Raw genomic sequence first — 22,948 nt, 5'->3', positions numbered from 1 at the left:
CTACAGGGGCGAGATCTGCGGCGCGACAAACGCAAAAAAGCCGCATAGGTGCTGAGATGACAGGCGAAGGCGCTCGTTACAATGGAACTCCATGGTTCACTGCACTCTCACCACTATCACCTCCACGACCGCTTCCTGCGGACCGTGTGAAGTGCCGTGAGTCCCAGTTGAACCACTTCCCAGGCCCGCCAGCGATGGACAGGGCCCTTTTTTTGCCCTTGCGTCGCCGGCACCACGCAAGGAGTTGCATTCATGTTTGCTCTGTTAGTCCTCGATGTTCAGGTCGGCCTGGTCCGAGGGCCTGAACCCATGTGGCGCTGCACCGAGGTGCTGGACACCATCAATACCTTGATGGCACAGGCCCGCCGTGCGGGAGCGCCAATTTTTCTGGCTCGTCACATCGGTCCCGTGGGAACGCCCATTGGCCCAGGCAGCCCACTGACCCAACTCGCACCCGAACTGCAACTGGACGGCAGTGAGGTTGTGTTCGAAAAACACCGCCCAAGCGCCTTTGCAGGCACCGATCTGTTGCAGCAGCTTCAAGCACGCAACGTGACCGGCCTGGTCATCACCGGCATGAAGACTCAGTACTGCGTGGACACCAATTGCCGGGTCGCTCGCGATCTGGGCCTTGATGCCGTCCTTATTGCGGATGGACATACTTGTGCCGACACCCCCCAGCTTGCAGCGCAGAAGATTGTGGAACACCACAACGCGACGCTGGAAGGGGCGTTTTGCGCGGTCATGCCCGCAAACGCCTGGGATTTCTCGGCACCGGTTCACACCTGATCTGCGGAGTCCGCCCATATTGAGGCACACGCGAGCGATTGCAGCGCCATTCGTCTTTCAGACCACCGGGCCATGGGCCAATGCCGACGGCCTGGTCCTGCCTTGCGCTGATTCCCTGACCTGTGCTTGTCCGACAAGGGCGTGCCTGGGCGGCACCCATGCTTGAGGCCATGAACACACCTCCTCCCAACACCCCTGGCCAAGTGCCCACGTCGTCGTCCCGCAACCGGTTCGCCACCAGGCGGACCATGTACATCGCCGCAGCCGTCGTGGCCGTGGCGCTGATGATGGTGTTTGCGCCCTGGTAGGCGCGATCCACTGTCATGGTCCCGCCCATGCCCGAAAGGGCATGAGAAAGCCCGCCATTTGGCGGGCTGTCGTTTTGGGGAATCGCTTGCCTCAGTGCGCAGGGTGCGCCGTGGGTGCTTGCGCCGTGGGGAGTCGGGCCAGCTTCTGCGAGCAATCGCTGCACACGTGCCACGCATGGAATTGGCGGGCGCCTGTGGCGGGCTTTTCCTGTTCGCACTGCATGCAGAAGACGGCGGGGGCCAGGTCCAGGAGCCGGATCGGCTCTCTGCCTTTCTTGGGACTACGCATAGCTCTCCTTCAAAGTGTTGCTCCTCGGTATCCATTGGGCGCCGGGTTGGAAAAGGCGGTCGTCAGCGGGCGCGCCAAGGCGCAGCAGAAGCCGGCGCCATCGAGGGTGCGGGTTCAACTTACAGCCAGGCCGTCTCACGGTTGTGACTTTTGCATGACCGTGTGGGGAAGGCGCCGCAGCTGTTTGACAGCGTGCTTCGGGCAACCCTAGAATTTTTGCTTCCGTTCCTGCGACCATTGCGAGCCTGACATGAACCTGTGACGCCTTCGGACCTTCGTCCGACCAATCCCCCGAAGCCCTTTGCCGGCCGACGGCGGACGCCTGCGTCACCTCCTGCCTGTTCGTTGATTGCTCTGCGTTTCCTGAACGCAACCCGGCGTCGCCGTGCGGCCTCCTTTCGGAATTTTTGAAAGAGTGCCCATGACGGAATCCATCGATATCCTTGCCCACAACACGGCCGCCTGGAACCAGCAGGCTGCCAAGTCCTGCGACTGGTCGCGCCCGGTCGACAGCGCCGAAATAGCACGGGCCCGCGCCGGAAGCTGGCAGGCGCGGCTCACGCCAGGCCCCTTGCCTGCCGGCTGGCTGGATGATGTACGCGGCCTGCGCATCCTCTGCCTTGCCAGCGGCGGCGGCCAGCAGGCGCCCATTCTTGCGGCAGCGGGCGCCCAGGTCACCGTCTTTGACGCCTCAGCCGGCCAGCTTGCGCAGGACCGGCATGTGGCCGAGCGCGAAGGCCTTGCGCTGACCTGCGTGCAGGGCGATATGCGCGATCTGGGGGTCTTTGCAGACGCCAGCTTTGATGTGATCTTTCACCCCATCTCCAACCTCTACGTGCCCGATGTGCGGCCCGTGTGGCGTGAATGCGCGCGGGTGCTGACGACGGGCGGGCGTCTTCTGTCCAGCTTCTGGAATCCGGTGGTCTTCGTGGAGGACCGTGATCCTGCATTGCGCGAGCAAGGACTCGTGCGGCCCGCCTGGCGCCTGCCGTATTCCGATGTGGCGGATTTGCCGCCCGAGGCGATTGCGGCCAAGCGCGAGCGCAACGAGGCCCTGGTGTTCGGCCATACGCTGGCCGATCAGATCGGGGGGGAATTGGATGCGGGGCTTGTGCTGACGGGCTTCCACGAGGACTGGCAGCCCCACGCCCGTTTTGTGATCGAGAAGTTCGTGCCGACCTTCATTGCGACACGTTCGATGAAGGTCTGAACGCGCTACCTACGGCCTGGACCGGCCTTGCCGCGCTCAGGTGCGCAAGGCCGGTATCCAGGTCTGTTGCTGGGCGGGTTCTGCCACGGGCTGCGCCGGTTGCGGTCGGGGAGCAGGGCCTTTGGCCTGGGGCGATGGCTGGGCCTGCCGCACCTGCTCGGCGCCGGACTTGGCCAGCAGCAGCATCACGGCCATGCAGATCAACGTCAGCAAGAGCACCACGCAGATGGGGCCCAGATCCACGGAGGCGATGTCCAGCCCCTTCAGCGACTGCCAGCGTTCTGAGCGTATTTCCAGCGGTTCTTCGGGATCGGCCATGACACCTCCACTGCGTTGAGTGTGCCTCCATGCTAGGCGCAAGTGAGCATGCAAACAATATGGGAACTTCGCCAGGATGCGAGGGTATACCGCAGGCAGCTACTTGACCCACATCAATTGCGCCGCCACGGCCAGGGCGATGGCCAGCAGCACCAGCAGCACCAGCCTTGCCACGATGGTGACCGCCTTGCGGCGCGCTGCTTTGCGAGTGTTGCGCGGACGAGGTGGGGTAGGCGGCGGCTGCGTGGCATCCAGGGCTGCAATTCTTTCCAGCCAGTCCTGGGTTGTTGGCAGGGCAGTGGCGGGCGGTGACGAGGACGAGGACGAACCGGGCTTGCCGCGGTTCATGGCTCCAGCTCCTGCCGCATCTCTTCCAGCACCTCCAAGGCGCCCTGGATCATGGCCTGCCTGTGCTCCAGCGCAGCCTTCTGGGTCTGCAGCCGTTCCAGCTGCTCGGCTACCTGCGCCTCGTCGGCCCGCAGCTTCTTCAGCCGCTCCTGTATGGCCTCCATTTCCGGGGCGCTCATCTGCCAATCCTCCAGCATGCGAAGGGCGTGGCACGTGGCCCGGTCCCTTCTCACAATTCACACGAATGCCGGCAATTATCTGTGCGTCTTAGCGACTGGCTATGAATGAATTGATATAGATTGTCATCGGCTGGCGCAGAAGGGGGCCGAAAGCTTGCCGCTGCATGCGCACGGTGCTGCGTAGATCAGAGCAGCGCAGTTCAATGCGCGAGGAATTTGAGAAAGATCCGCCCCTGCCGGGTTCTGACCTCGGTCCCTTCGATAAAGCCCATCAGTCTGGCCGAGCCGTCCATGGAGTACAGCGCCGGCCCATCGATGCGGTAGATGAGCCTGGTCCCGCACCGGACGAATTCATCGCCTTCGACACGCCCGATTTCGTGTCCGCGCCCATCAAGCACAGTCCACGAGCGTCCTGCAATCATGGCCTCACCCGGCGGTTGCCGGTCCCCAAGTGAAAGCGTCAATCTAAGGAACGCTGGGCGTCTGAATCTGAGCGAATCTGAGCAGTTGTGCAAAGCCGGGCCACCGATGCCTCGGGTGGCACCCTGCGCAAATTCGTGTGCGCCCGGCCCAAGCCGCATCACGCCGGCCAAAAGAAGCTGGCTGCGGTCTAGGGGCACTGCGCGCTTGGGCGCTTGAGTGGTGCGCAGGCAAGTAGAATTGTTTCATATCAAAGACATGCTGCTCTGAAAGTTGCAGCGACCGGGCCCGCTTGGCGGGCCTTGTGCATGGGGCGCCGTCCCGCAGCCTGTATCTGGGTGCATGTCCTGATTCTCTGTGGGCCCGGCCTGCGATCCAATCTCGCGCATGGGGCTGAGCCTTCTCGTCAAATTGCTCTCATTTATGAAGTTCTGCTGTCGCCAACCGGATGCGCCTGTGGCATTGCCTTGCGGCTTGCCTGGGGTCCGTTCCGTCCGGTGGACGCTGCGCTGTGGAGGGCGGAGGTGAACGAGCAGGCGCTGTACGATCTGGCCCCCGTTCTGGAGCTGATGCTGCTGGGCCTGTTGCTGGCGCTGGGACCCTTGGCCTGGGTGTGGCTGCGCAACCGCAACGGTGGCTCGCTCAAGCGGCTGCAGGCACTGTCGGTGCTGACGCTGTTTCTGACTTTCGACCTGGTGCTGTTCGGCGCCTTTACGCGTTTGACCGATTCCGGCCTGGGCTGCCCTGACTGGCCGGGCTGCTATGGCAGCGCCAGCCCCATGGGCGCCCGCGCGCAGATTGCCGAGGCGCAGGCCGCCATGCCCACCGGGCCGGTGACGCATGGCAAGGCATGGATAGAGATGGTCCACCGCTATCTGGCCACCACCGTGGGCGTGCTCATCATCGCCATGACCATCATGGCCTGGCGGCGTGCGCGCCGCCAGGGCAGGGCGGGTGGCGCCCAAGGCGTGGAAGGCGCACGGCGGGGGGCCATGAGCCCCTGGTGGCCCACGCTGGCGCTGTTCTGGGTCTGCCTGCAGGGTGCCTTTGGCGCCTGGACCGTGACCATGAAGCTGTTTCCGGCCATCGTGACCCTGCACCTGCTGGGCGGCACGGGCCTGCTGGCCTTGCTGTGCGTGCCCGCCGTGGGGCTGAGCCGGGAGGCACGCCAGCAGCAGGCAACGGTGATTTCCCCGGGCCTGCGTGCTCTGCTGTGGCTGGGCCTGGGCTTGCTGGTGCTGCAGGTGGCACTGGGTGGCTGGGTCAGCACCAACTATGCGGTGCTGGCCTGCAGCAGTTTTCCGACCTGCCAGGGCAGTTGGTGGCCGGCCATGGATTTTTCGCAGGCGCTGCAGATCTGGCGTCCGCTGGGCCTGCTGCAGGACGGCAGCAACATCAGCTTTGCGGGCCTCACGGCCATCCACTATCTGCACCGCCTGGCGGCCTATGTGGTGGTGGCTGCGCTGGCCGGGCTGTGGTGGCGTTTGGGTGAAGTGCCCGCACTGGCGTTGCAGCGCCGCGTGCTGGGTGCGTTGTTGGTGCTGCAGGTGCTGACAGGCCTGTCGAACGTGGTGCTCGATTGGCCGCTGGTGGCCGCGGTGCTGCATACGGGTGGCGCAGCCGCGCTGGTGACCGTGATTGTTTGGTGCCTGGCGGCCAGTCGCCCGGGCACGCTGCGGGCCGGGTTGCCGGTTGCCCGTGGAGAGATTGCATGAGTAAACAAGCTTCCCTGAGTGTCGAGTCCTCACGCTGGACGCAGTTCTATGCCCTGACCAAGCCGCGCGTGGTGCAGCTGATCGTGTTCTGCGCGCTGATCGGCATGGTGCTGGCCGTGCCGGGCTGGCCCAACGCCGACCAGTGGCTGCACATGGCGCTGGCCTGCCTGGGCATCTGGCTGGTGGCGGGCGCCGCAGCGGCCTTCAACTGCCTGGTGGAGCGCCATATCGATGCGCGCATGAAGCGCACCTCCTGGCGGCCCACGGCGCGCGGGGAGCTGACCAGCCAGCAGGCCCTGGCCTTCTCGGCCATCCTGTGCACGCTGGGTGCGCTGGTGCTGCTGCTGTGCACCAATCCGCTGACCATGTGGCTGACGCTGGCCACCTTCGTGGGCTATGCCGTGATCTACACGGTGATCCTCAAGCCCGCCACGCCGCAGAACATCGTGATCGGCGGCGCCTCCGGCGCCATGCCGCCCGTGCTGGGCTGGGCCGCGATGACGGGCCAGGTCGGACCCGAGGCGCTGATCCTGTTTCTCATCATCTTCCTGTGGACGCCTCCGCATTTCTGGGCGCTGGCGCTGTACCGCGTGGAGGACTACCGCCAGTCGGGCCTGCCGATGCTGCCCGTCACGCATGGCAGCGAGTACACGCGGCTGCAGATCCTGCTGTACACGGTGATCCTGTTCGCAGCCTGCATGCTGCCCTTCATGTACGGCATGAGCTCCTGGCTGTACCTGGTGGTGGCCGTGGTGTTGAGCGTGGGCTTTTGCGGCTATGCCTTCGCGCTGTGGCGCAATTACTCGGACGAGCTGTCGCGCAGGACTTTCCGCTTCTCGCTGGTGCATCTGAGCGTGCTGTTCCTGGCACTGCTGATCGATCACTACCTCTGGCTGGGCTGATGGCCTGAGGGCCATGGCCGCGCAATGACAAACCGGGCCCTTGAGGCCCGGTTTGTCTTGGTGCCTGCCGTCTTACTTGATCTGCCGCTTTTCCAGCTTGCGCGCCAGCGTGCGCCGGTGCATGCCCAGGCGGCGTGCGGCCTCGGAGATGTTGAAGTCGCTCTCGGCCAGGGTTTCGTGGATGTGTTCCCACTCCAGTGTCTTGATGGAAGTGGGGTTGCGCGACAGCTCCACGTCGGTGCGGCCTTCGAGGCGGCCGAAGGCGGCCTCGATGTCGTCGGTGTTGGACGGCTTGGCCAGGTAGTGGCAGGCGCCGAGCTTGACGGCCTCCACGGCCGTGGCAATGCTGGCATAGCCGGTGAGCACGACGATCAGCGCCTCGGGGTTGTGCTGGTGCAGCATCTGCACGCAGCTCAGGCCCGAGGCATTGCCGGCCAGCTTGAGGTCCATGACGGCGTATTGCGGCGAATGCGTCTGCAGCAGCTCGCGCACTTCCTCGGCGCTGGCGGCCTGCAGCACGCGGTAGCCGCGCCGCTCGAACGATCGCGTCAGCGTGCGTGCAAACGTTGCATCGTCTTCAACCAGCAGCAGGAGGCGGGAGCTGTCCATGGGCGATTCGGGTTCCTGTGGGCGCCGCTTCAGGCGCCGGGTTCAATGGCAATCGATGACAGGGGCAGGCGGATCTCCACCTCGCTGCCCCTGGGCGGGGTGTTCCTCACCTGAACGCGTCCGCCCAGCGAGCGCGCCACGTTGAGCACCAGGAACAGGCCCAGTCCGCGGCCCGGGCGCTCCGTCTTGGTGGAGATATGGCGCTGGCCCAGCTGCTCCAGCACGGCAGGTGCAAAGCCGGGACCCTTGTCGCGCACGGTGATGCACAGCATGCCGGTGCGCACGGACAGGTGCAGCGCCACATGGCCGGGAGATGCCTCGGCGGCATTGTCGAGCACATTGCAAACCATTTGCTGCAACGCGGTATCCGAAAGAATGGGGAAGTCCTCTTCGGCCTGGACATAGTCGAAACGCTCCACCGCATGGCGTGACTGCCATTGGGCGACCACTCCATCCATGAAGGCATGCAAGGTCGTGGCCTGGGGCGCGTCGGCGCGGGTTTCGCCGGCCGACATGAGCACGCTGGAGACGATGGATTTGCAGCGCAGCAGCTGCTGCTGCATCTCCTGCAGGTCGGCGAGCAGATCGGGATCTTGCGTGATGGCGGGCATGCGCTGCCAGTCGCCCAGGATGACGGACATGGTCGACAGCGGCGTGCCCAGCTCGTGCGCCGCGCCCGTGGCCAGCAGGCCCATGCGCACGATGTGCTCTTCCTCGCTGGCGCGCTGGCGCATGTTGGCCAGCCGCGCGTCGCGCCGTCGCAGGTTGGAGACGATGCGGCGCAGGAAGACCACCAGCAGCACTGTGGTCAGCCCGAAGCTGATCAGGATGCCGCTCACGTACAGGCCGGGCAGCCCGTCCGGTCCCGCCGCGCCAATGGGCAGGGGCCAGTGCACGATGGCCAGCACCAGGGTGCACAGCGAGGTGCTGGCGACGATGATCCAGGCGTGCACGGGCCTGAGCAGCACGGCGCCCAGAATGCCCTGCAGCAGGAACAGGTAGATGAAGGGATTGCTGGCGCCGCCGCTCAGATACAGCTGTATGGCCAGGGCGAGCACGTCGGCCAGCAGGGCCAGGAACAGGTTGCGCGCCGAGATCTGGCGGCGGTGGCTGCGGTACCAGTAGATGTAGCCGAGGTTGGTGAATACGCTGGCCATCAGCACCAGGGCCATGGCCGGCAGCGGCAGGTTGATGCCGAAGCCGTAGTGCACCAGGGAGATGGTGATCACCTGCCCGACCACGGCAAACCAGCGCAGCTGTATCAGCAGCTGCATGTTCTGGCGTTCGGTGGTGCGCTCGACGCGGAACAGGGACTCTGAAGGCGAATTCACGCGGGCGATTGTGCGCTACCGCAGGCAGCCGTGGCGCGGCAGGGTCTTGTAGAGGACTGAAGAAAAAGGGCCACCGATGTCATCGATGGCCCCATTGCCTGCGCAAGGCGGTTCTATGGCTTGTCGGCCGGCTGCCGGTCATTGCGCCTGACCAGCCAGGCGGCACCGACCACCATCAGCGCCAATCCGTACCAGGTCAGTGCGTAGACCAGGTGGCTGTTGGGAAAGCGGATCACGGTCATGCCCGGGCGCGGCCAGGTGCCGTCCGCCACGGGCTGGCCCGGCAGGCCGGCGTCGATGAAGTAGGGGGCAGCATGGTCCAGGCCCTGGGCCTGTGCAATGGCCGCCACATCGCGCGAGAACCAGCGCTGCTGAGCAGGATCGTTCTCGCGCAGAAAACCGCCGCGCGGCTCGCTGATGCGCAGCAGGCCGGACACCGTCACCTGGTCCTGGGATGCCTGCCCGGGCTGCGCCTGCCAGCGTGCGCGCTGCTCCGTGGGGATGAAGCCCCGGTTGACCAGCACCTGGCTGCCATCGTCCAGCTGCAGCGGCGTCAGCACCCAGAAGCCTGCTCCCAGCTCGGTCACGGCCTGGGTCAGCACGGTCTTGCCTGTCAGCCATTGGCCGCTGGCCTGCACGGCGCGGTATTCATGGTCGGCGGCCGTGATCTGCGGCCATTCGGCGGGCGGGGGCAGGGCAGCGGGTGCGGCGTGCACGCGCTGCTCCACGCGCTCTATGAGATCCAGCTTCCAGGCGCGGCGCTGCACCTGCCAGCTGCCCAGGAAGATGAAGCCCAAAAACAAGGCGATGCCCACCGAGATGAGCATCGCCTGAGCGAGTGGGCCGCGCCGGCGCCATGCGCCTGCGCGGCTGGAGGGCCCGGAGTTTCCGGATGCGGTCAAGGCGTGACCACGGCCGGTGCCGTCTGCGCCGCAGAATCGGTCGGCATGGTGTGCTGGGGCATCATGTTGGTGTTCATGTGGAACATGACCCACAGCGTGCCTGCGATGCCGATGGCCACGAAGACCACGGTGAAGATGGTGGACAGCAGGGTCCAGCCGCCTTCGATCTTGCCGTTCATGTGCAGGAAGAAGACCATGTGGACCAGGATCTGCACCACGGCGAAGCCGCCGAGCACCATCACGGCCGTCGAGCGGTCCGAGATGATGTTGCCCATCACCAGCCAGAACGGGATGGCCGTCAGGATGATCGAGAGCACGAAGCCCCACATGTAGCCCGAGAACGTGCTGTGCGGGCCGGCATCGTGGTGGTGGTCGTCATGGCCGTGATGGTCGTGGTGACCGTGGCCGGCGTGGATGTCGTGTGCAGCCATTTACAGCACCCCCATCAGATAAACAAAAGTGAAGACGCCGATCCAGACCACGTCCAAGAAGTGCCAGAACATCGACAGGCACATCAGGCGGCGGTTGTTCTCGTGCGTCAGGCCGTGCTTGTTGATCTGGATCATCAGCGTGACCAGCCAGATCAGGCCGAAGGTCACGTGCAGGCCGTGGGTGCCCACCAGCGTGAAGAACGAGGACAGGAAGGCGCTGCGCTGAGGGCCAGCGCCCTCGTGCAGCAGGTGGGAGAACTCATAGAGTTCCAGGCCCAGGAAGCACAGGCCGAACAGGCCGGTGATGGCCAGCCACATCTGCGTGCCGCCCAGCTTGCCCTGCTGCTTTTGCAGCATGGCGAAGCCGAAGGTGATGGACGACAGCAGCAGGAAGGCCGTGTTCATCGCCACCAGGGGCAGGTCGAACAGCTGGGCGCCCGTGGGGCCTGCAGCGTAGTTGCGGCCCAGCACGCCATAGGTGGCGAACAGCGCTGCAAAGATCAGGCAGTCGCTCATCAGGTAGAGCCAGAAGCCCAGAGCGGTGCCGTTTTCGGGATGGGGCTCCTCGGCGAGGTGGTACTCACGCGGGGCCAGGGCGGCAGCGCCGCCTGCGGTGTAACGGATATCAGACATGACGTGCCAGCTGTTGTGTGCGCAGTTCTTCCGTGGCCGCGACTTCCGCGGCGGGGATGTAGTAGTCGCGCTTGTAGTTGAACGTGTGGATGATCGACGCCAGCACGGTGGCGGCGAAGGACACGATGGCCAGGGGCCACATGTGCCAGATCATCGCGAAGCCGAAGACCGTGGACAGCGCAGCGATCACGACACCGGCGCCGGTGTTGGCGGGCATGTGCACGGGCTTGAAGCCGGTCAGCGGACGCTGGTAGCCGTGCTTCTTCATATCCCACCAGGCATCGATCTCATGCACCACGGGCGTGAAGGCGAAGTTGTACTGGGGCGGGGGCGAGGATGTGGCCCACTCCAGCGTGCGGCCTTCCCATGGATCGCCGGTTTCGTCACGCAGCTGGTCGCGCTTGAAGTAGCTGACCACGAGCTGCATCAGGAAGCTGCCGATGCCCAGGGCCACCAGGCCTGCGCCGCAGGCGGCGATGATGAACCAGATCTGCAGCGAGGGGTCCTCGAAGTGGTTGGCGCGGCGCGTCACACCCATCAGGCCCAGCACGTACAGCGGCGTGAAGGCCACCCAGAAGCCGACCAGCCAGAACCAGAACGAGCACTTGCCCCAGAACTCATCGAGCTTGTAGCCGAAGGCCTTGGGGAACCAGAAGTTGATGCCGGCGAACACGCCGAACACCACGCCGCCGATGATCACGTTGTGGAAGTGGGCGATCAGGAACAGGCTGTTGTGCAGCACGAAGTCGGCCGGGGGAACGGCCAGCAGCACGCCGGTCATGCCGCCGATGGCGAAGGTGCACATGAAGCCCACGGTCCACAGCATCGGCACGGTGAAGCGGATGCGGCCGCGGTACATGGTGAACAGCCAGTTGAATATCTTGGCACCCGTCGGGATCGAAATGATCATCGTCGTGATGCCGAAGAACGTGTTCACGCTGGCGCCCGAGCCCATGGTGAAGAAGTGGTGCAGCCACACCAGGTAGGACAGGATGGTGATACACACCGTCGCGTACACCATGGAGGTGTAGCCGAACAGGCGCTTGCGGCTGAAGGTCGAGACGATCTCGGAGAAGATGCCGAAGCACGGCAGGATCAGGATGTAGACCTCGGGGTGGCCCCAGATCCAGATCAGGTTCACGTACAGCATGGGGTTGCCGCCCAGGTCGTTCGTGAAGAAGTTCGTGCCGACGTAGCGGTCCAGCGACATCAGCACCAGGGCTGCGGTCAGGATGGGGAACGAGGCCACGATCAGCGCGTTGGTGCACAGGGCAGTCCAGGTGAAGACGGGCATCTTCATCAGGTTCATGCCGGGTGCGCGCATCTTGATGATGGTCACGATCAGGTTGATGCCCGACAGCGTGGTGCCGACACCGGCCACCTGCAATCCCCAGATGTAGTAGTCAAGCCCGACCCCCGGGTTCTGCGCCCCCAGGTTGGACAGGGCCAGCCAGCCGGAGGTGGAGAACTCGCCCAGGAACAGCGAGATCATCACCAGCACGGCGCCGCCCGTGGTCATCCAGAAGCTGAAGTTGTTCAGGAATGGGAAGGACACGTCGCGGGCGCCGATCTGCAGCGGCACCAGGTAGTTCATCAGGCCGGTCACGAAGGGCATGGCCACGAAGAAGATCATGATCACGCCGTGGGCCGTGAAGATCTGGTCGTAGTGGTGCGGAGGCAGGTAGCCCAGGTTGTCGCCGAAGGCCATGGCCTGCTGCAGGCGCATCATCAGCGCATCTGCGAAGCCGCGCAGCAGCATGACCAGACCGAGGATCATGTACATGATGCCGATCTTCTTGTGGTCGATGCTGCACAGCCAGTCGCGCCACAGCGGGCCCCACAGGCGGAACTTGGTGAGAAGGCCCAGCACGCCGAGGCCGCCGAGCACCACGGCGATGAAGGTCACCAGCACGATGGGCTCATGCGCCATCGGGATGGAGTCCCAGGTGATGCGTCCCAGCAGCCAGTGGGCCTGTGCCGGGGAGGTATGTTCAGACATATCGAGTCTCTTAGGTCGTTTTGGAACGGGCGGCGGGCTGGCCGTCGTCCGCTTCCGCTATCTGCTTATTGCTGTGCGCTGGCGGCCGAGCCGTCGCGCTGGTCCAGGAAGGCCACGACGCGGTCGGCGTTTTGCACCGTGCACACATCCTGGGGCAGGTTCATGCCCACGGCCTTGAGATAGGCTTCGCCGCCCGCGGCATCGATGGCCATCATGTGGTGCATGCACATCTTGCCTTCCTCGACGCAGCGGTTGAGCACCTTGTCGTACAGGCCTTCGTCCACGGTGGCGAAGCGCTCGACCGGGTTGCGCTCGCTGGGCTTGACCAGATTCAGGTAGGTGTCGCGGTTCAGGGCCTTGCCTTCGGACTTGGCCTTGGCAACCCACTGCTCGAATTCCTCGTCGCTGAGGCCGTGGAACTTGAACGTCATGCCCGAGAAGCCGGCGCCGCTGTAGTGCGATGCCAGGCCGTGGAACACACCGGTCTTGTTGATCACTGCGTTCAGCTCGGTCTGCATGCCGGGCATGGCATAGATCATGCCGGCCAGGTCAGGCACGTAGAAGGCGTTCATCGTCGAGGTGGCGGTCAGCTTGAAGTGGATGGGACGATCCACGGGAGCGGCCAGCTCGTTGACGGTGGCGATGCCCTTTTCAGGGATGAAGAACAGCCACTTCCAGTCCATGGCCACGACCTGCACTTCCAGCGGCTTGACATCGGTGCTCAAGGGCTTGGAGGCCGAGACGCGGTCCAGCGGGCGGTAGGGGTCGAGCTTGTGGGTGCTGATCCAGGTGATGGCGCCCAGCGCGATGATGATCATCAGCGGCACGGACCAGATCACCAGCTCCAGCGTGGTGGAGTGGTGCCATTCGGGGTCGTAGTGGGCCTCGGTGTTCGACTGGCGGTATTTCCAGGCGAACAGCAGCGTGAGGATGATCACCGGGATGATGATGATCAGCATCAGCAAGGTGGCCGTGACCACCAGGTTGCCTTGCTGCGCGGCGATATCGCCGGCCGGGTTGAGCACGACGGCTTTGCTGCAGCCAGTGAGACTGGCTGTCAAAGCGGCCGCGGTGAGCCACGCAGGCCCACGGAGTTCCTTGATTTTTAGCATGCTAGGGGCGCAACAAGAGCGCGTTTACATAGAAACGCGGATTACAAGATCCGGGCAAATGTATTACGAAGTATAAATTTGTCCATTGGACATTTTGTCCAACGTCAAGGAGAAGCCGGGAACTTTCTGCTACCTGGCGGGGCAGGCAGCGGGGTCCCGGCGATCCGGAGGCCGCATTTTTCGGCCGCGCGCAGCAGGAAAAACACCAAGTCCGGTCGAGGTGAAACCGCCTTGCGCCAGATCAAGCGAGGGCGTAGAACGGAGCTGTCAGTGAGACGAGACAAGGAGCATCCATCTATGAGCGGCCTCGACACAACTGCAAGCTTCCCCAACGGAAGCTACGAAAGCAAGGAATCTCTGTCCCGCGCCGACACCCACGAAGATGTCACGCCCAACGAGATCGCCGTCGGCGTGATTCTGGGGCGATCCTCGGAGTACTTCGACTTCTTCGTGTTCGGCATCGCTTGCGTGCTGGTCTTCCCGGCACTGCTGTTCCCCTATCTTTCCAAGCTTGACGGCACGTTGATGTCGTTCGGCATCTTCGCGCTGGCCTTCGTGGCGCGGCCGTTGGGCACGGCGCTGTCCATGGCCGTGCAGCGGCGCTGGGGCCGGGCGACCAAGCTGACGCTGGCGCTCTTCCTGCTGGGCGTGTGTACGGTGGGCATGGCCTTCCTGCCCAGCTACCAGCAGGCGGGCGTGAACGCCATCATCGTGCTGGCGCTGCTGCGCATCGGCCAGGGCATTGCACTGGGCGGCTCCTGGGACGGACTGCCGTCGCTGCTGGCCATGTCGGCGCCCCAGAACCGGCGGGGCTGGTATTCGATGATCGGGCAGTTGGGTGCGCCGCTGGGCTTTGTGCTGGCGGCAGGCCTGTTTGCCTTCATCTATGCCCATGTGGATGCCGACGAGTTCCTCAGCTGGGGCTGGCGCTATCCCTTCTGCGTGGCCTTTGCCATCAACGTGGTGGCACTGTTTGCCCGGTTGCGCCTGGTGGTGGGCCAGTCCTACACCGAGCTGCTGGCGCAGCGCGAGCTGGAGCCCATGGGCGTGGTGCCGCTGATGCGCGACGAGGGCCGCAACGTGGTCATCGGCGCCTTTGCAGCCCTTGCCAGCTTTGCGCTCTTCCATCTGGTGACCATCTTCCCGCTGTCCTGGATCTCGCTGTATTCGGACCAGTCGGTGAACCATGTGCTGGGCGTGCAGATCGTTGGCGCCTTCTGTGCGGCCGGCGCCATCATGGTTTCGGGCTGGCTGGCCGACCGGGTGGGGCGGCGCAACACGCTGGGCACCATGGCCTGCCTGATCGGCATCTTCAGCTTTGTGGCTCCCTGGCTGCTGGGCAGCGGCACCACGGGCAACAACGTGTTCATCATCGTCGGCTTCATCCTGCTGGGCCTGTCCTACGGGCAGGCGGCAGGCACGGTGACGGCCAACTTCCCCTCGCGCTATCGCTATACGGGCGCGGCCCTGTCCTCGGACATGGCCTGGCTGGTCGGCGCGGCCTTTGCCCCGCTGGTGGCGCTGGGCGTGTCCTCGCGCTTCGGCCTGGTGGCGCTGGGCATCTATCTGCTGTCGGGCGCGCTGTGCACGCTGGCGGCGCTGGGCATCAACCGGGCCATCGAGACGCGCGACTGAACGGGCCCTTGCAAGCCAAAGGCCGGCTCTGCCGGCCTTTTTTGTCGCCGGGCCGCCCCAAGGCAAAAAGCTGGCCCCCTGGGGGGCAGCGGACCTTGCGAAGCAGGGGAGCGTGGGGGCATTTTCCGTTGCGGCTCCGCCTCAGGGGTTTTCACCGTAGCGCTGCTTGAAGTCGAATTCGAGCCTGTCGCAGTCCTGCACCGATTCAAACTGCCGCGTCTTGCGCTCGGCCTCAGGCCTGGCGGTTTCCTTGCGGCAGATCTTGATGGTTTCGCGCTCCACCCAGCGCGCCTCGCCTTCGGGCGTGGACAGCAACTGGCCAGCCAGCATGAGCACAGCGAAGAAGGCCACGGGCAGGCCGATGAGCCAGGGCACGATGCGGCTTTTGCCTGATTGGGCCGGTTTGGCGGAATGAGGCTCGGGTGTCTGTGGTTGCGCCATGGTGTGCTTGCTGTGGTTCCGGCTGGCGATTATCCAGGGCGCCCATCGCGCGCAGTCTGAGCGGGATCAGGGAACGGCGAGATCGCCTGTGCTAGCCATCTCCCCCATCTCCTGCACCAGCCATTTCTCCAGCGCAAGAATGTCGGCCCTGCGGCCCGGATGGGGCGCCACCCACAGCTGTAGGCGCCGCGGACCGGCCAGTCGCGCGCCGCTGTTGCGCACGCATGTCAGCGATCCGGCCAGCGCGGCGGGCTGGAGATCGTGCTCAAGGGCGGGCAGATGGGAGGAGAGGCCTTCTTTGGCCACGTGCGTGATGGAGGCTAGGCAGGGCTCGCTGCCGCGACGATGGGGCAAACCTATAATGCGCGTTGGTCCCGACGGGACACCCTCCCGCCAGGGACAGCGCCCCGCGTGCGCGCTCCGAACTCCTAGACACCATGAGCACACCCACTTTCACCGTTGCCGACATTCGCAAGAGCTTTCTGGACTTTTTCGCATCCAAGGGCCACACCATCGTGGAGTCGAGCCCCCTGGTGCCCGGCAACGACCCGACGCTGATGTTCACCAACTCGGGCATGGTCCAGTTCAAGGACGTGTTCCTGGGTACCGACAAGCGCCCCTACACGCGTGCCACCTCGGTGCAGACCTGCCTGCGCGCAGGCGGCAAGCACAACGACCTGGAAAACGTGGGCTACACCGCCCGCCACCACACCTTCTTCGAGATGCTGGGCAACTGGTCCTTTGGCGACTACTTCAAGCGCGAGTCGCTCAAGTGGGCCTGGGAACTGCTGACCGAGGTCTACAAGCTGCCCAAGGAGCGCCTGCTGGCCACGGTCTACGCCGAGGACGACGAGGCCTACGACATCTGGACCAAGGAAATCGGCCTGCCGCCCGAGCGCGTGATCCGCATCGGCGACAACAAGGGCGGCCGCTACAAGAGCGACAACTTCTGGATGATGGCCGACACCGGCCCCTGCGGCCCCTGCTCGGAAATCTTCTACGACCACGGCGCGCACGTGGCCGGCGGCCCTCCGGGCAGCCCTGACGAAGACGGCGACCGCTTCATCGAGATCTGGAACAACGTGTTCATGCAGTTCGACATGGACGAGCAGGGCAACGTCAAGCCGCTGCCCGCCCCCTGCGTGGATACCGGCATGGGCCTGGAGCGCCTGGCCGCCATCCTGCAGCATGTGCACAGCAACTACGAGATCGACCTGTTCCAGGCACTGATCAAGGCGGCTGCGCGCGAGACGCACATTGCCGACCTCGAGACCCCGTCGCTCAAGGTCATTGCCGACCACATCCGCGCCACCTCCTTCCTGGTGGCCGACGGCGTGATCCCGTCCAACGAAGGCCGCGGCTACGTGCAGCGCCGCATCGTGCGCCGCGCCATCCGCCACGGCTACAAGCTGGGCCAGAAGACTCCGTTCTTCCACAAGCTGGTCAAGGACCTCGTGGCCGTGATGGGCGACGCCTATCCCAAGATCCGCGAGCAGGAAGCGCGCATCACCGAAGTGCTCAAGGTCGAGGAAGAACGCTTCTTCGAGACCCTGGCCAACGGCATGGAAATCCTGGATGCGGCGCTGGCCGGTGGCGCCAAGGTGCTGCCCGGCGACGTGGCCTTCAAGCTGCACGACACCTATGGCTTCCCGCTGGACCTGACCAACGACGTCTGCCGCGAGCGCGGCCTGGGCGTGGACGAGGCAGGCTTTCAGGCCGCCATGGAAGAACAGAAGAACAAGGCCCGCGCGGCTGGCAAGTTCAAGATGGACCGCGCCCTCGAGTACACGGGCCAGGCCAATGCTTTCACCGGCTACCAGAAGCTGGCCGAGGCCGCCAGGGTGGTGGCACTGTATGCCGAAGGCAGCGCCGTGCAGGAACTCAAGGCCGGCCAGAGCGGCGTGGTCGTGCTCGACACCACACCCTTCTACGCCGAGTCCGGTGGCCAGGTGGGCGACCAGGGCGTGATCAGCACCGCAGGCGCGCGCTTCGCGGTCGAGGACACGCTCAAGATCAAGGCCGATGTGTTCGGCCACCATGGCGTGCTGGAGTCCGGCAGCCTGAAGGTGGGCGATGCCGTGCAGGCCGAGGTGGACACGCAGCTGCGTGCCGCCACCATGCGCAACCACTCGGTCACGCACATCATGCACAAGGCCCTGCGCGAAGTGCTGGGCGACCACGTGCAGCAAAAGGGCTCGCTGGTCAACGCCGAGCGCACGCGCTTCGACTTTGCCCACAACCAGGCCGTGACCGCTGCCGAGATCCGCGAGATCGAGCGCCGCGTGAACGCCGAGATCCTGGCCAACACGCCCACCGACGCGCGGGTGATGGACATCGAATCGGCCAAGGCCACGGGCGCCATGATGCTGTTCGGCGAGAAGTACGGCGACTCCGTGCGCGTGCTGGACATCGGCACCAGCCGCGAGCTGTGCGGCGGCACCCACGTGCAGCGCACGGGCGACATCGGCCTGTTCAAGGTGGTGGGCGAAGGCGGCGTGGCCGCTGGCGTGCGCCGCATCGAGGCGGTGACCGGCGAGAACGCGCTGGCCTACCTGCAATCGCTGGAATCCACGGTGGACCAGGCGGCCGCTGCGCTGAAGGCGCCGACGGCCGAGCTGAACACCCGCATCGGCGGCGCGCTGGAGCAGATCCGTGCGCTGGAGAAGGAAGTGGCTGCGCTCAAGGGCAAGCTCGCTTCCAGCCAGGGCGACGAACTGGCCGGTCAGGCCGTCGACGTCAAGGGCATCAAGGTGCTGGCCGCCAGGCTGGAAGGCGCCGATGCCAAGACCCTGCGCGAGACCATGGACAAGCTCAAGGACAAGCTGGGCGCCGCCGCCATCGTGCTGGCGGCGGTCGATGGCGACAAGGTGCAGCTGGCTGCCGGCGTGACCAAGGCCGAGACCTCGCGCATCAAGGCTGGCGAGCTGGTGAACTTCGTGGCCAGCCAGGTCGGCGGCAAGGGCGGCGGCAAGCCCGACATGGCCATGGCCGGTGGCACGGATGCAGCGGGCCTGCCGGCCGCGCTGGCCGCCGTGCAGGCCTGGGTGGCAGAGCGCGCCTGATCCAGCTGCGCGGCAGATGATTGCTGCTGCTCCCGCTTCGGGACGCCCCGGTGGATTCCTCCACCGGGGCGTCTTGCCGTGGGCGCTGCGCATGGCGTGGGTGATGGGCGTGGTGGCGCAATCGGCCGCTGCCGCCGCGCAAAGCGTGGTCTTCATCAACCCCGGCCGGTCCGACGAGCGCTACTGGACCACGGTCAGCGAGGCCATGCAGGACGCGGCCAGCAGCCTGGGCATGCAGCTGCAGGTGCGCTATGCGCAGCGCGACCACCTGCGCCCCATCGAGATCGCGCGGCAGATCGCGGCCCTGCCCAAGGCGCAGCGGCCCCGCTACGTGATGTTCACCAACGACTACAGCGTGGCGCCCGAAATCCTGCGCACGCTGGAGGCGGCAGGCATAGACAGCTTCATGGCCTTCAGTGGCGTGCCCGAGACATTGCGTGGCCAGACCGGCGTGGCGCGAGAGCGCTATCGCCACTGGCTGGGCAGCCTGGAGCCGGGCGCCGAAGAGGCCGGCTACCTCACGGCCAAGGCCTTGTTCGCCGCCGCGCGGGCGTCGGGCCACGCGCGTGCGGCCGATGGCCGGCTGCACATGGTGGCCATTGCCGGCGACCGCTCCACGCCCTCGTCGGTGGAGCGCAATGCCGGCATGCGCCGCGCAGCGGCCGAGGCCGGCGACGTGGTGCTGCAGCAGGAAGTCTTTGGCGAATGGCGCCGCGAACGCGCCGAGCAGCAGGCGGCCGTGCTGTTCCAGCGCTATCCCGAAGTGCGCCTGGTGTGGGCCGGCAACGACGAGATGGCCTTTGGCGCCATGCAGGCCTGGCGCGCGCGCGGGGGAGCGCCCGGGCACGATGCCTTCTTCAGTGCCATCAATTCATCGGCCGCCGCCATGACGGCGCTGCGCACGGGCGAGCTGAGCGCGTTGGCGGGCGGCCATTTCCTCACGGGTGCCTGGGCCCTGGTCATGCTGTACGACCATGCGCACGGCAGCGATTTCGCCACCGAAGGGCTGGAGCAGGTGCGGCCCATGTTCGCCTTGCTGGACAAGTCCCAGATCGACCGCTACGAGCACAGGATCAGCGCGCCCCTGGCTCCGCTGGACTTTCGCAGCTACAGCAAGCACCTCAATCCCCGGCTGCGGCGCTACGGATTCGAGTTGAAGCACCTGCTGCGCTGAGCGCCTTCCATGCCCCGCTTCCGTTCGATCGCCTCCTTGCTGATTGTGCGCATCATGCTGCTGGCCGTGGCCTGCATGCTGGTGTTCGGCGGTGCCCACGCCTGGTGGGAGTACCGCAAGGGGCAGCAGGAGTTTCGCCGTTCCATGGAGACGGTGGTGACCAACAGCATGATCTCGCTGTCGGCAGCGCTGTGGGATATAGAGCCTGCCCTGGTGCACGAGCAGGTGCAGTGGCTGGGCCGGCTGCCCCTGGTCGGCCATGTGCAGCTGCGCGTCACCTCCACGGGCGAGATGTACGAGGCCGGCGAGCCCAGGGATGGCCAGGCTCCCGCCGTGTCCATGGCCATTGCGGCGCCCAGGCACAGCCAGTCCAGCCTGCCGCTGGGTGAGTTGCAGGTCTGGGAAAACCGGGGCCACTACCTGGAGGTGCTGCGCGACTCCACGCTGCGCGTGCTGCTGGGCTATGCGCTGTTCACGGCCCTGGTCTGCCTGATGGTGGCCTGGGTGATGCGCCGCGAACTTCGCCAGCCGCTGCAGCAGATTGCAGGCTTTGCGGCCAGCCTCAAGCCCAACGAGCTGTCGCGGCCTCTGGTGCTGGAGCGGACCCGGCGCGGCCAGCACGACGAGATCGATCTGGTGGTGCAGGGCTTTGCCCAGCTGCAGCATGACCTGCGCGGCCACATCGAGCATCTGGACCTGCTGGTGGCCCAGCGCACCGGGCAACTGCAGGAGCTGGTGGAAGAGGTCAAGCGCATGTCGCTGACCGACGCGCTGACGGGCTGCCTCAACCGGCGCGCCATGGACGAGCGCCTGGCGACCGAGGTCGTCCAGAGCCGGGACCGGGGCGCGGCGCTGAGCGTGATGTTCGTGGACGTGGACCACTTCAAGCGGGTGAACGACAGGCACGGCCATGCCGCTGGCGACGCCGCGCTGCGCGAGGTGGCGCTGCGCTGCCAGCGTGCGCTGGAGCTGGATTCGTCGGCGCACTGGATGGCGCGCTACGGCGGGGAGGAGTTCCTGATCGTGATCCCTGGTGTCGCTGCGGCTCGGGCCGGGGCACTGGCCGGTCAACTGCGCGAGACCGTGCGCACCATGCCCGTGCATGTCCACGGGCTGGATCTGATGCTGACGGCCAGCTTTGGCGTGGCCCAATTGCGTGGCGGCGAGGGCGTGCAGCAACTGCTGCAGCGTGCCGATGCCATGCTCTACGAGGCTAAGCACGCCGGGCGCGACTGCGTGCGCGTGGCCGACCCGGCCTGACCGACCCGGCCTGACCGGCCTGGCCTCAGGTCGGGCTCAGAACAGTTCGATGTCGTTGCTGTTCACCTGGGGTGCCAGCAATCCCTGGGTGATCAGGTCGCCGTAGTACCAGGTCTGGTTGCGGCCATGTTCCTTGGCGTGGTAGAGCGCCTGGTCGGCATGCCCCAGAACCTCCACGGGCGCGCCCGTGCCCATGGCGGCAAATCCCGCGCTCACGGTGATGCGGCCGACCTGGGGAAACTCGTAGCTCTCCACATCGTGGCGCAGGCGCTCCAGCGCCTTGCGCGCATTGGCCAGGCTGACCGAGCGCAGCAGCACCACGAACTCCTCTCCGCCGAAGCGGAATACGCGGTCCTTGGCATCGAAGCAGCTGCGCAGGATGTTGGCCACCAGGATCAGCACCTCGTCGCCATACAGATGGCCGAAGCGGTCGTTGATGCGCTTGAAATGGTCGATGTCGATGGCGGCCAGCCACTGGCCCGGAACATCTTGCGTGGCCACGCCAGGCATGGCTGCCGGCGGCTCCTGCAGAGACAGGCGCAGGAACTGCTCGTCGAAGGTCTTGCGGTTGAGCAGGCCGGTCAGCGCGTCGCGCTCGCTGTAGTCCAGCAGGCTCTGGTAGTTGTGATAGACGCCGAAGATGCCCTGGATCACATCCAGCCGGCTGGGCGAGAAGGCCGTGGACTGGGCAATCTCCAGGCAGTGGTAGGCCGTCTCCTGGCGCCACAGCGGCAGCCACAGCACATGGCGGCCATCGGGCTGCACGGCCGAGGCGACCAGGGCGCGCTGCTGCAGGGCCTGCTGCAGCGAGGGCATGGAGGACAGCTCCACGCTCTGCGGGTCGTACAGGGCCTCGGCATCGGTGGACATGACCTCATCGCCCTGGCTCCAGGTGCGCGCACGCACGCAGTGCCTGCCGTCAGGCATGGCGAACAGCTCCAGCGCCCTCACCTGCACCACGCCGTTGAGCTTGAACAAGGTGGACAGCACCGAGATTTCCAATCGCAGATGGTCCCGGTGGGCCGTCATCTCGACCAGATTCTGTAGCAATGGCTGCATGCGAGGCCTTGTCTTGGAGGAGGGCGCGACCGGCTCAGCGGCGCTCAAACACCAGATCCCATACGCCGTGGCCCAGGCGGATCCCGCGGTTCTCGAACTTGGTCAGCGGCCGGTAGTCGGGCTTGGCGGCATAGCCTTGTGCCGTGTTGGCCAGCAGGGGCTCGGCGCCCAGCACTTCCAGCATCTGCACTGCGTAGGGTTCCCAGTCGGTGGCGCAGTGGATGTAGCCACCGGGGCGCAGCCGGCGCGCCAGCTTGGCCACCAGAGGCTCCTGGATCAGGCGGCGCTTGTTGTGCTTCTTCTTGTGCCAGGGATCGGGAAAGAAGATGTGCACGCCGTCGAGGCTGGCCTCGGGCAGCATGTTGTCTATGACTTCGACGGCGTCGTGCTGCAGGATGCGGATGTTGGTGATGTCCTGCTCGCCAATGCGCTTGAGCAGGGCGCCCACGCCAGGCTCGTGCACCTCGCAGCAAAGGAAGTTGTCGTCCGGGCGCACGCGCGCAATGTGTGCCGTGGCCTCGCCCATGCCGAAGCCGATCTCCAGGATCAGACGGCCCTGGCGGCCATAGGTGGCTGCTGCGTCCAGCGGCGCGGCCTGGTAGTTGAGCACGAAGCGCGGGCCCAGTTCCTCGAAGGCCTTGGCCTGGCCGGTCGTGGTGCGGCCGGCGCGGCGCACATAGCTCTTGATGGTCTTGGGATGGGCCACGCCCTCGGGCGGCTGGCCGGTACGCGCGGCCGCAGGCGTGGAGGGTGAAGGGCAATCATGCGGCGTGCCGGAGGCAGCGGGCATGGTGTTCGGGATGTCGCCGTCCAGGGACTGCT

24 protein-coding genes are annotated in these 22,948 nt (G+C 65.6%); 9 read left to right on the top strand and 15 right to left on the bottom strand.

From position 1 onward, the window contains the following. The first annotated feature begins 252 nt into the window (after positions 1–252). From PO605_RS19060 to PO605_RS19050, 3 genes are all read left to right on the top strand, one after another. Positions 253–789, top strand: a complete 537-nt coding sequence (locus PO605_RS19060; RefSeq protein ID WP_082001667.1) for a cysteine hydrolase family protein — start codon at positions 253–255, stop codon at positions 787–789. A 170-nt stretch (positions 790–959) separates the two neighbouring features. Further along, positions 960–1,097 carry a hypothetical protein gene (locus tag PO605_RS19055; protein WP_193726258.1) on the top strand — a complete coding sequence of 46 codons (138 nt, stop codon included), beginning with the start codon at positions 960–962 and terminating at the stop codon, positions 1,095–1,097. A 710-nt stretch (positions 1,098–1,807) separates the two neighbouring features. Next, a complete protein-coding gene (locus PO605_RS19050; RefSeq protein ID WP_272206736.1) occupies positions 1,808–2,596 on the top strand; it encodes a class I SAM-dependent methyltransferase in 789 nt (262 codons plus the stop codon). A 36-nt stretch (positions 2,597–2,632) separates the two neighbouring features. On the opposite strand, the gene PO605_RS19045 is transcribed toward PO605_RS19050, so the two are convergent. From PO605_RS19045 to PO605_RS19030, 4 genes are all read right to left on the bottom strand, one after another. After that, positions 2,633–2,914: a hypothetical protein gene (locus PO605_RS19045; RefSeq protein ID WP_016447192.1), complete on the bottom strand. Its 282-nt coding sequence runs from the start codon at positions 2,912–2,914 to the stop codon at positions 2,633–2,635. 99 nt (positions 2,915–3,013) lie between these two features. Continuing rightward, positions 3,014–3,262: a hypothetical protein gene (locus tag PO605_RS19040; protein ID WP_047475362.1), complete on the bottom strand. Its 249-nt coding sequence runs from the start codon at positions 3,260–3,262 to the stop codon at positions 3,014–3,016. Further along, a complete protein-coding gene (locus PO605_RS19035; RefSeq protein ID WP_016447190.1) occupies positions 3,259–3,441 on the bottom strand; it encodes a hypothetical protein in 183 nt (60 codons plus the stop codon). The genes PO605_RS19040 and PO605_RS19035 overlap by 4 nt, the downstream gene beginning before the upstream one ends. 200 nt (positions 3,442–3,641) lie before the next feature. Then, positions 3,642–3,863 carry a hypothetical protein gene (locus PO605_RS19030; protein WP_017403888.1) on the bottom strand — a complete coding sequence of 74 codons (222 nt, stop codon included), beginning with the start codon at positions 3,861–3,863 and terminating at the stop codon, positions 3,642–3,644. Between the two features lie 522 nt (positions 3,864–4,385). Between PO605_RS19030 and PO605_RS19025 the strand changes: the two genes are divergently transcribed. Further along, entirely contained in the window at positions 4,386–5,576 is a 1,191-nt protein-coding gene (locus PO605_RS19025; RefSeq protein WP_272206735.1) for a COX15/CtaA family protein, read from the top strand. After that, positions 5,573–6,478 (top strand): heme o synthase, encoded by a 906-nt coding sequence (gene cyoE, locus PO605_RS19020; protein WP_016447188.1) that lies wholly within the window; start codon positions 5,573–5,575, stop codon positions 6,476–6,478. Before PO605_RS19025 ends, cyoE begins: the two co-directional genes overlap by 4 nt. A 72-nt stretch (positions 6,479–6,550) precedes the next feature. On the opposite strand, the gene PO605_RS19015 is transcribed toward cyoE, so the two are convergent. The 7 genes from PO605_RS19015 to cyoA all read right to left on the bottom strand — a co-directional run bounded on the left by PO605_RS19015 (position 6,551) and on the right by cyoA (position 13,495). Further along, complete coding sequence (locus tag PO605_RS19015; RefSeq protein WP_012205888.1) at positions 6,551–7,087, bottom strand: response regulator transcription factor; 537 nt, start codon at positions 7,085–7,087, stop codon at positions 6,551–6,553. Between the two features lie 29 nt (positions 7,088–7,116). Continuing rightward, positions 7,117–8,418 carry an ATP-binding protein gene (locus PO605_RS19010; RefSeq protein WP_047475365.1) on the bottom strand — a complete coding sequence of 434 codons (1,302 nt, stop codon included), beginning with the start codon at positions 8,416–8,418 and terminating at the stop codon, positions 7,117–7,119. A 113-nt stretch (positions 8,419–8,531) separates the two neighbouring features. Next, positions 8,532–9,245 (bottom strand): SURF1 family protein, encoded by a 714-nt coding sequence (locus PO605_RS19005; protein WP_047475367.1) that lies wholly within the window; start codon positions 9,243–9,245, stop codon positions 8,532–8,534. Positions 9,246–9,316: 71 nt separating this feature from the next. Further along, positions 9,317–9,751, bottom strand: coding sequence for a cytochrome o ubiquinol oxidase subunit IV (gene cyoD / locus PO605_RS19000; RefSeq protein ID WP_047475370.1), 435 nt, complete (start codon positions 9,749–9,751; stop codon positions 9,317–9,319). Beyond that, on the bottom strand, positions 9,752–10,384 hold the full coding sequence (cyoC, locus tag PO605_RS18995; RefSeq protein WP_016447184.1) for a cytochrome o ubiquinol oxidase subunit III: 633 nt from the start codon (positions 10,382–10,384) through the stop codon (positions 9,752–9,754). After that, positions 10,377–12,383: a cytochrome o ubiquinol oxidase subunit I gene (cyoB, locus tag PO605_RS18990; RefSeq protein WP_016447183.1), complete on the bottom strand. Its 2,007-nt coding sequence runs from the start codon at positions 12,381–12,383 to the stop codon at positions 10,377–10,379. Before cyoB ends, cyoC begins: the two co-directional genes overlap by 8 nt. Positions 12,384–12,448: 65 nt before the next feature. Next, entirely contained in the window at positions 12,449–13,495 is a 1,047-nt protein-coding gene (gene cyoA, locus PO605_RS18985; protein WP_016447182.1) for a ubiquinol oxidase subunit II, read from the bottom strand. Between the two features lie 297 nt (positions 13,496–13,792). Between cyoA and PO605_RS18980 the strand changes: the two genes are divergently transcribed. Beyond that, positions 13,793–15,130 (top strand): MFS transporter, encoded by a 1,338-nt coding sequence (locus tag PO605_RS18980; protein WP_016447181.1) that lies wholly within the window; start codon positions 13,793–13,795, stop codon positions 15,128–15,130. A 141-nt stretch (positions 15,131–15,271) separates the two neighbouring features. Here the strand turns inward: PO605_RS18980 and PO605_RS18975 are convergent, their stop codons facing one another. After that, the gene (locus PO605_RS18975) at positions 15,272–15,571 is read right to left on the bottom strand and encodes a hypothetical protein (RefSeq protein WP_272206734.1); all 300 of its coding nucleotides are present in this window, start codon (positions 15,569–15,571) and stop codon (positions 15,272–15,274) included. Positions 15,572–15,637: 66 nt separating this feature from the next. After that, a complete protein-coding gene (locus tag PO605_RS18970) occupies positions 15,638–15,925 on the bottom strand; it encodes a hypothetical protein (RefSeq protein WP_272206733.1) in 288 nt (95 codons plus the stop codon). Positions 15,926–16,008: 83 nt separating this feature from the next. Between PO605_RS18970 and alaS the strand changes: the two genes are divergently transcribed. The 3 genes from alaS (at position 16,009) to PO605_RS18955 (ending at position 21,067) form a co-directional block, all read left to right on the top strand. Then, positions 16,009–18,633 carry an alanine--tRNA ligase gene (gene alaS, locus PO605_RS18965; protein ID WP_016451657.1) on the top strand — a complete coding sequence of 875 codons (2,625 nt, stop codon included), beginning with the start codon at positions 16,009–16,011 and terminating at the stop codon, positions 18,631–18,633. A 91-nt stretch (positions 18,634–18,724) separates the two neighbouring features. Continuing rightward, positions 18,725–19,807 (top strand): ABC transporter substrate-binding protein, encoded by a 1,083-nt coding sequence (locus PO605_RS18960; RefSeq protein WP_047475378.1) that lies wholly within the window; start codon positions 18,725–18,727, stop codon positions 19,805–19,807. Between the two features lie 9 nt (positions 19,808–19,816). Next, positions 19,817–21,067 (top strand): GGDEF domain-containing protein, encoded by a 1,251-nt coding sequence (locus PO605_RS18955; protein ID WP_047475379.1) that lies wholly within the window; start codon positions 19,817–19,819, stop codon positions 21,065–21,067. A 36-nt stretch (positions 21,068–21,103) separates the two neighbouring features. On the opposite strand, the gene PO605_RS18950 is transcribed toward PO605_RS18955, so the two are convergent. Beyond that, entirely contained in the window at positions 21,104–22,126 is a 1,023-nt protein-coding gene (locus PO605_RS18950; RefSeq protein WP_016447176.1) for a GGDEF domain-containing protein, read from the bottom strand. Positions 22,127–22,160: 34 nt separating this feature from the next. Then, on the bottom strand, positions 22,161–22,916 hold the full coding sequence (trmB, locus tag PO605_RS18945; protein WP_197065211.1) for a tRNA (guanosine(46)-N7)-methyltransferase TrmB: 756 nt from the start codon (positions 22,914–22,916) through the stop codon (positions 22,161–22,163). Between the last annotated feature and the right edge of the window lie 32 nt (positions 22,917–22,948).

This window comes from Delftia sp. DT-2, from assembly GCF_028401915.1.
GTDB lineage: Bacteria > Pseudomonadota > Gammaproteobacteria > Burkholderiales > Burkholderiaceae_C > Comamonas > Comamonas tsuruhatensis.
This window is presented reverse-complemented; position numbering and strand designations above follow the sequence as displayed.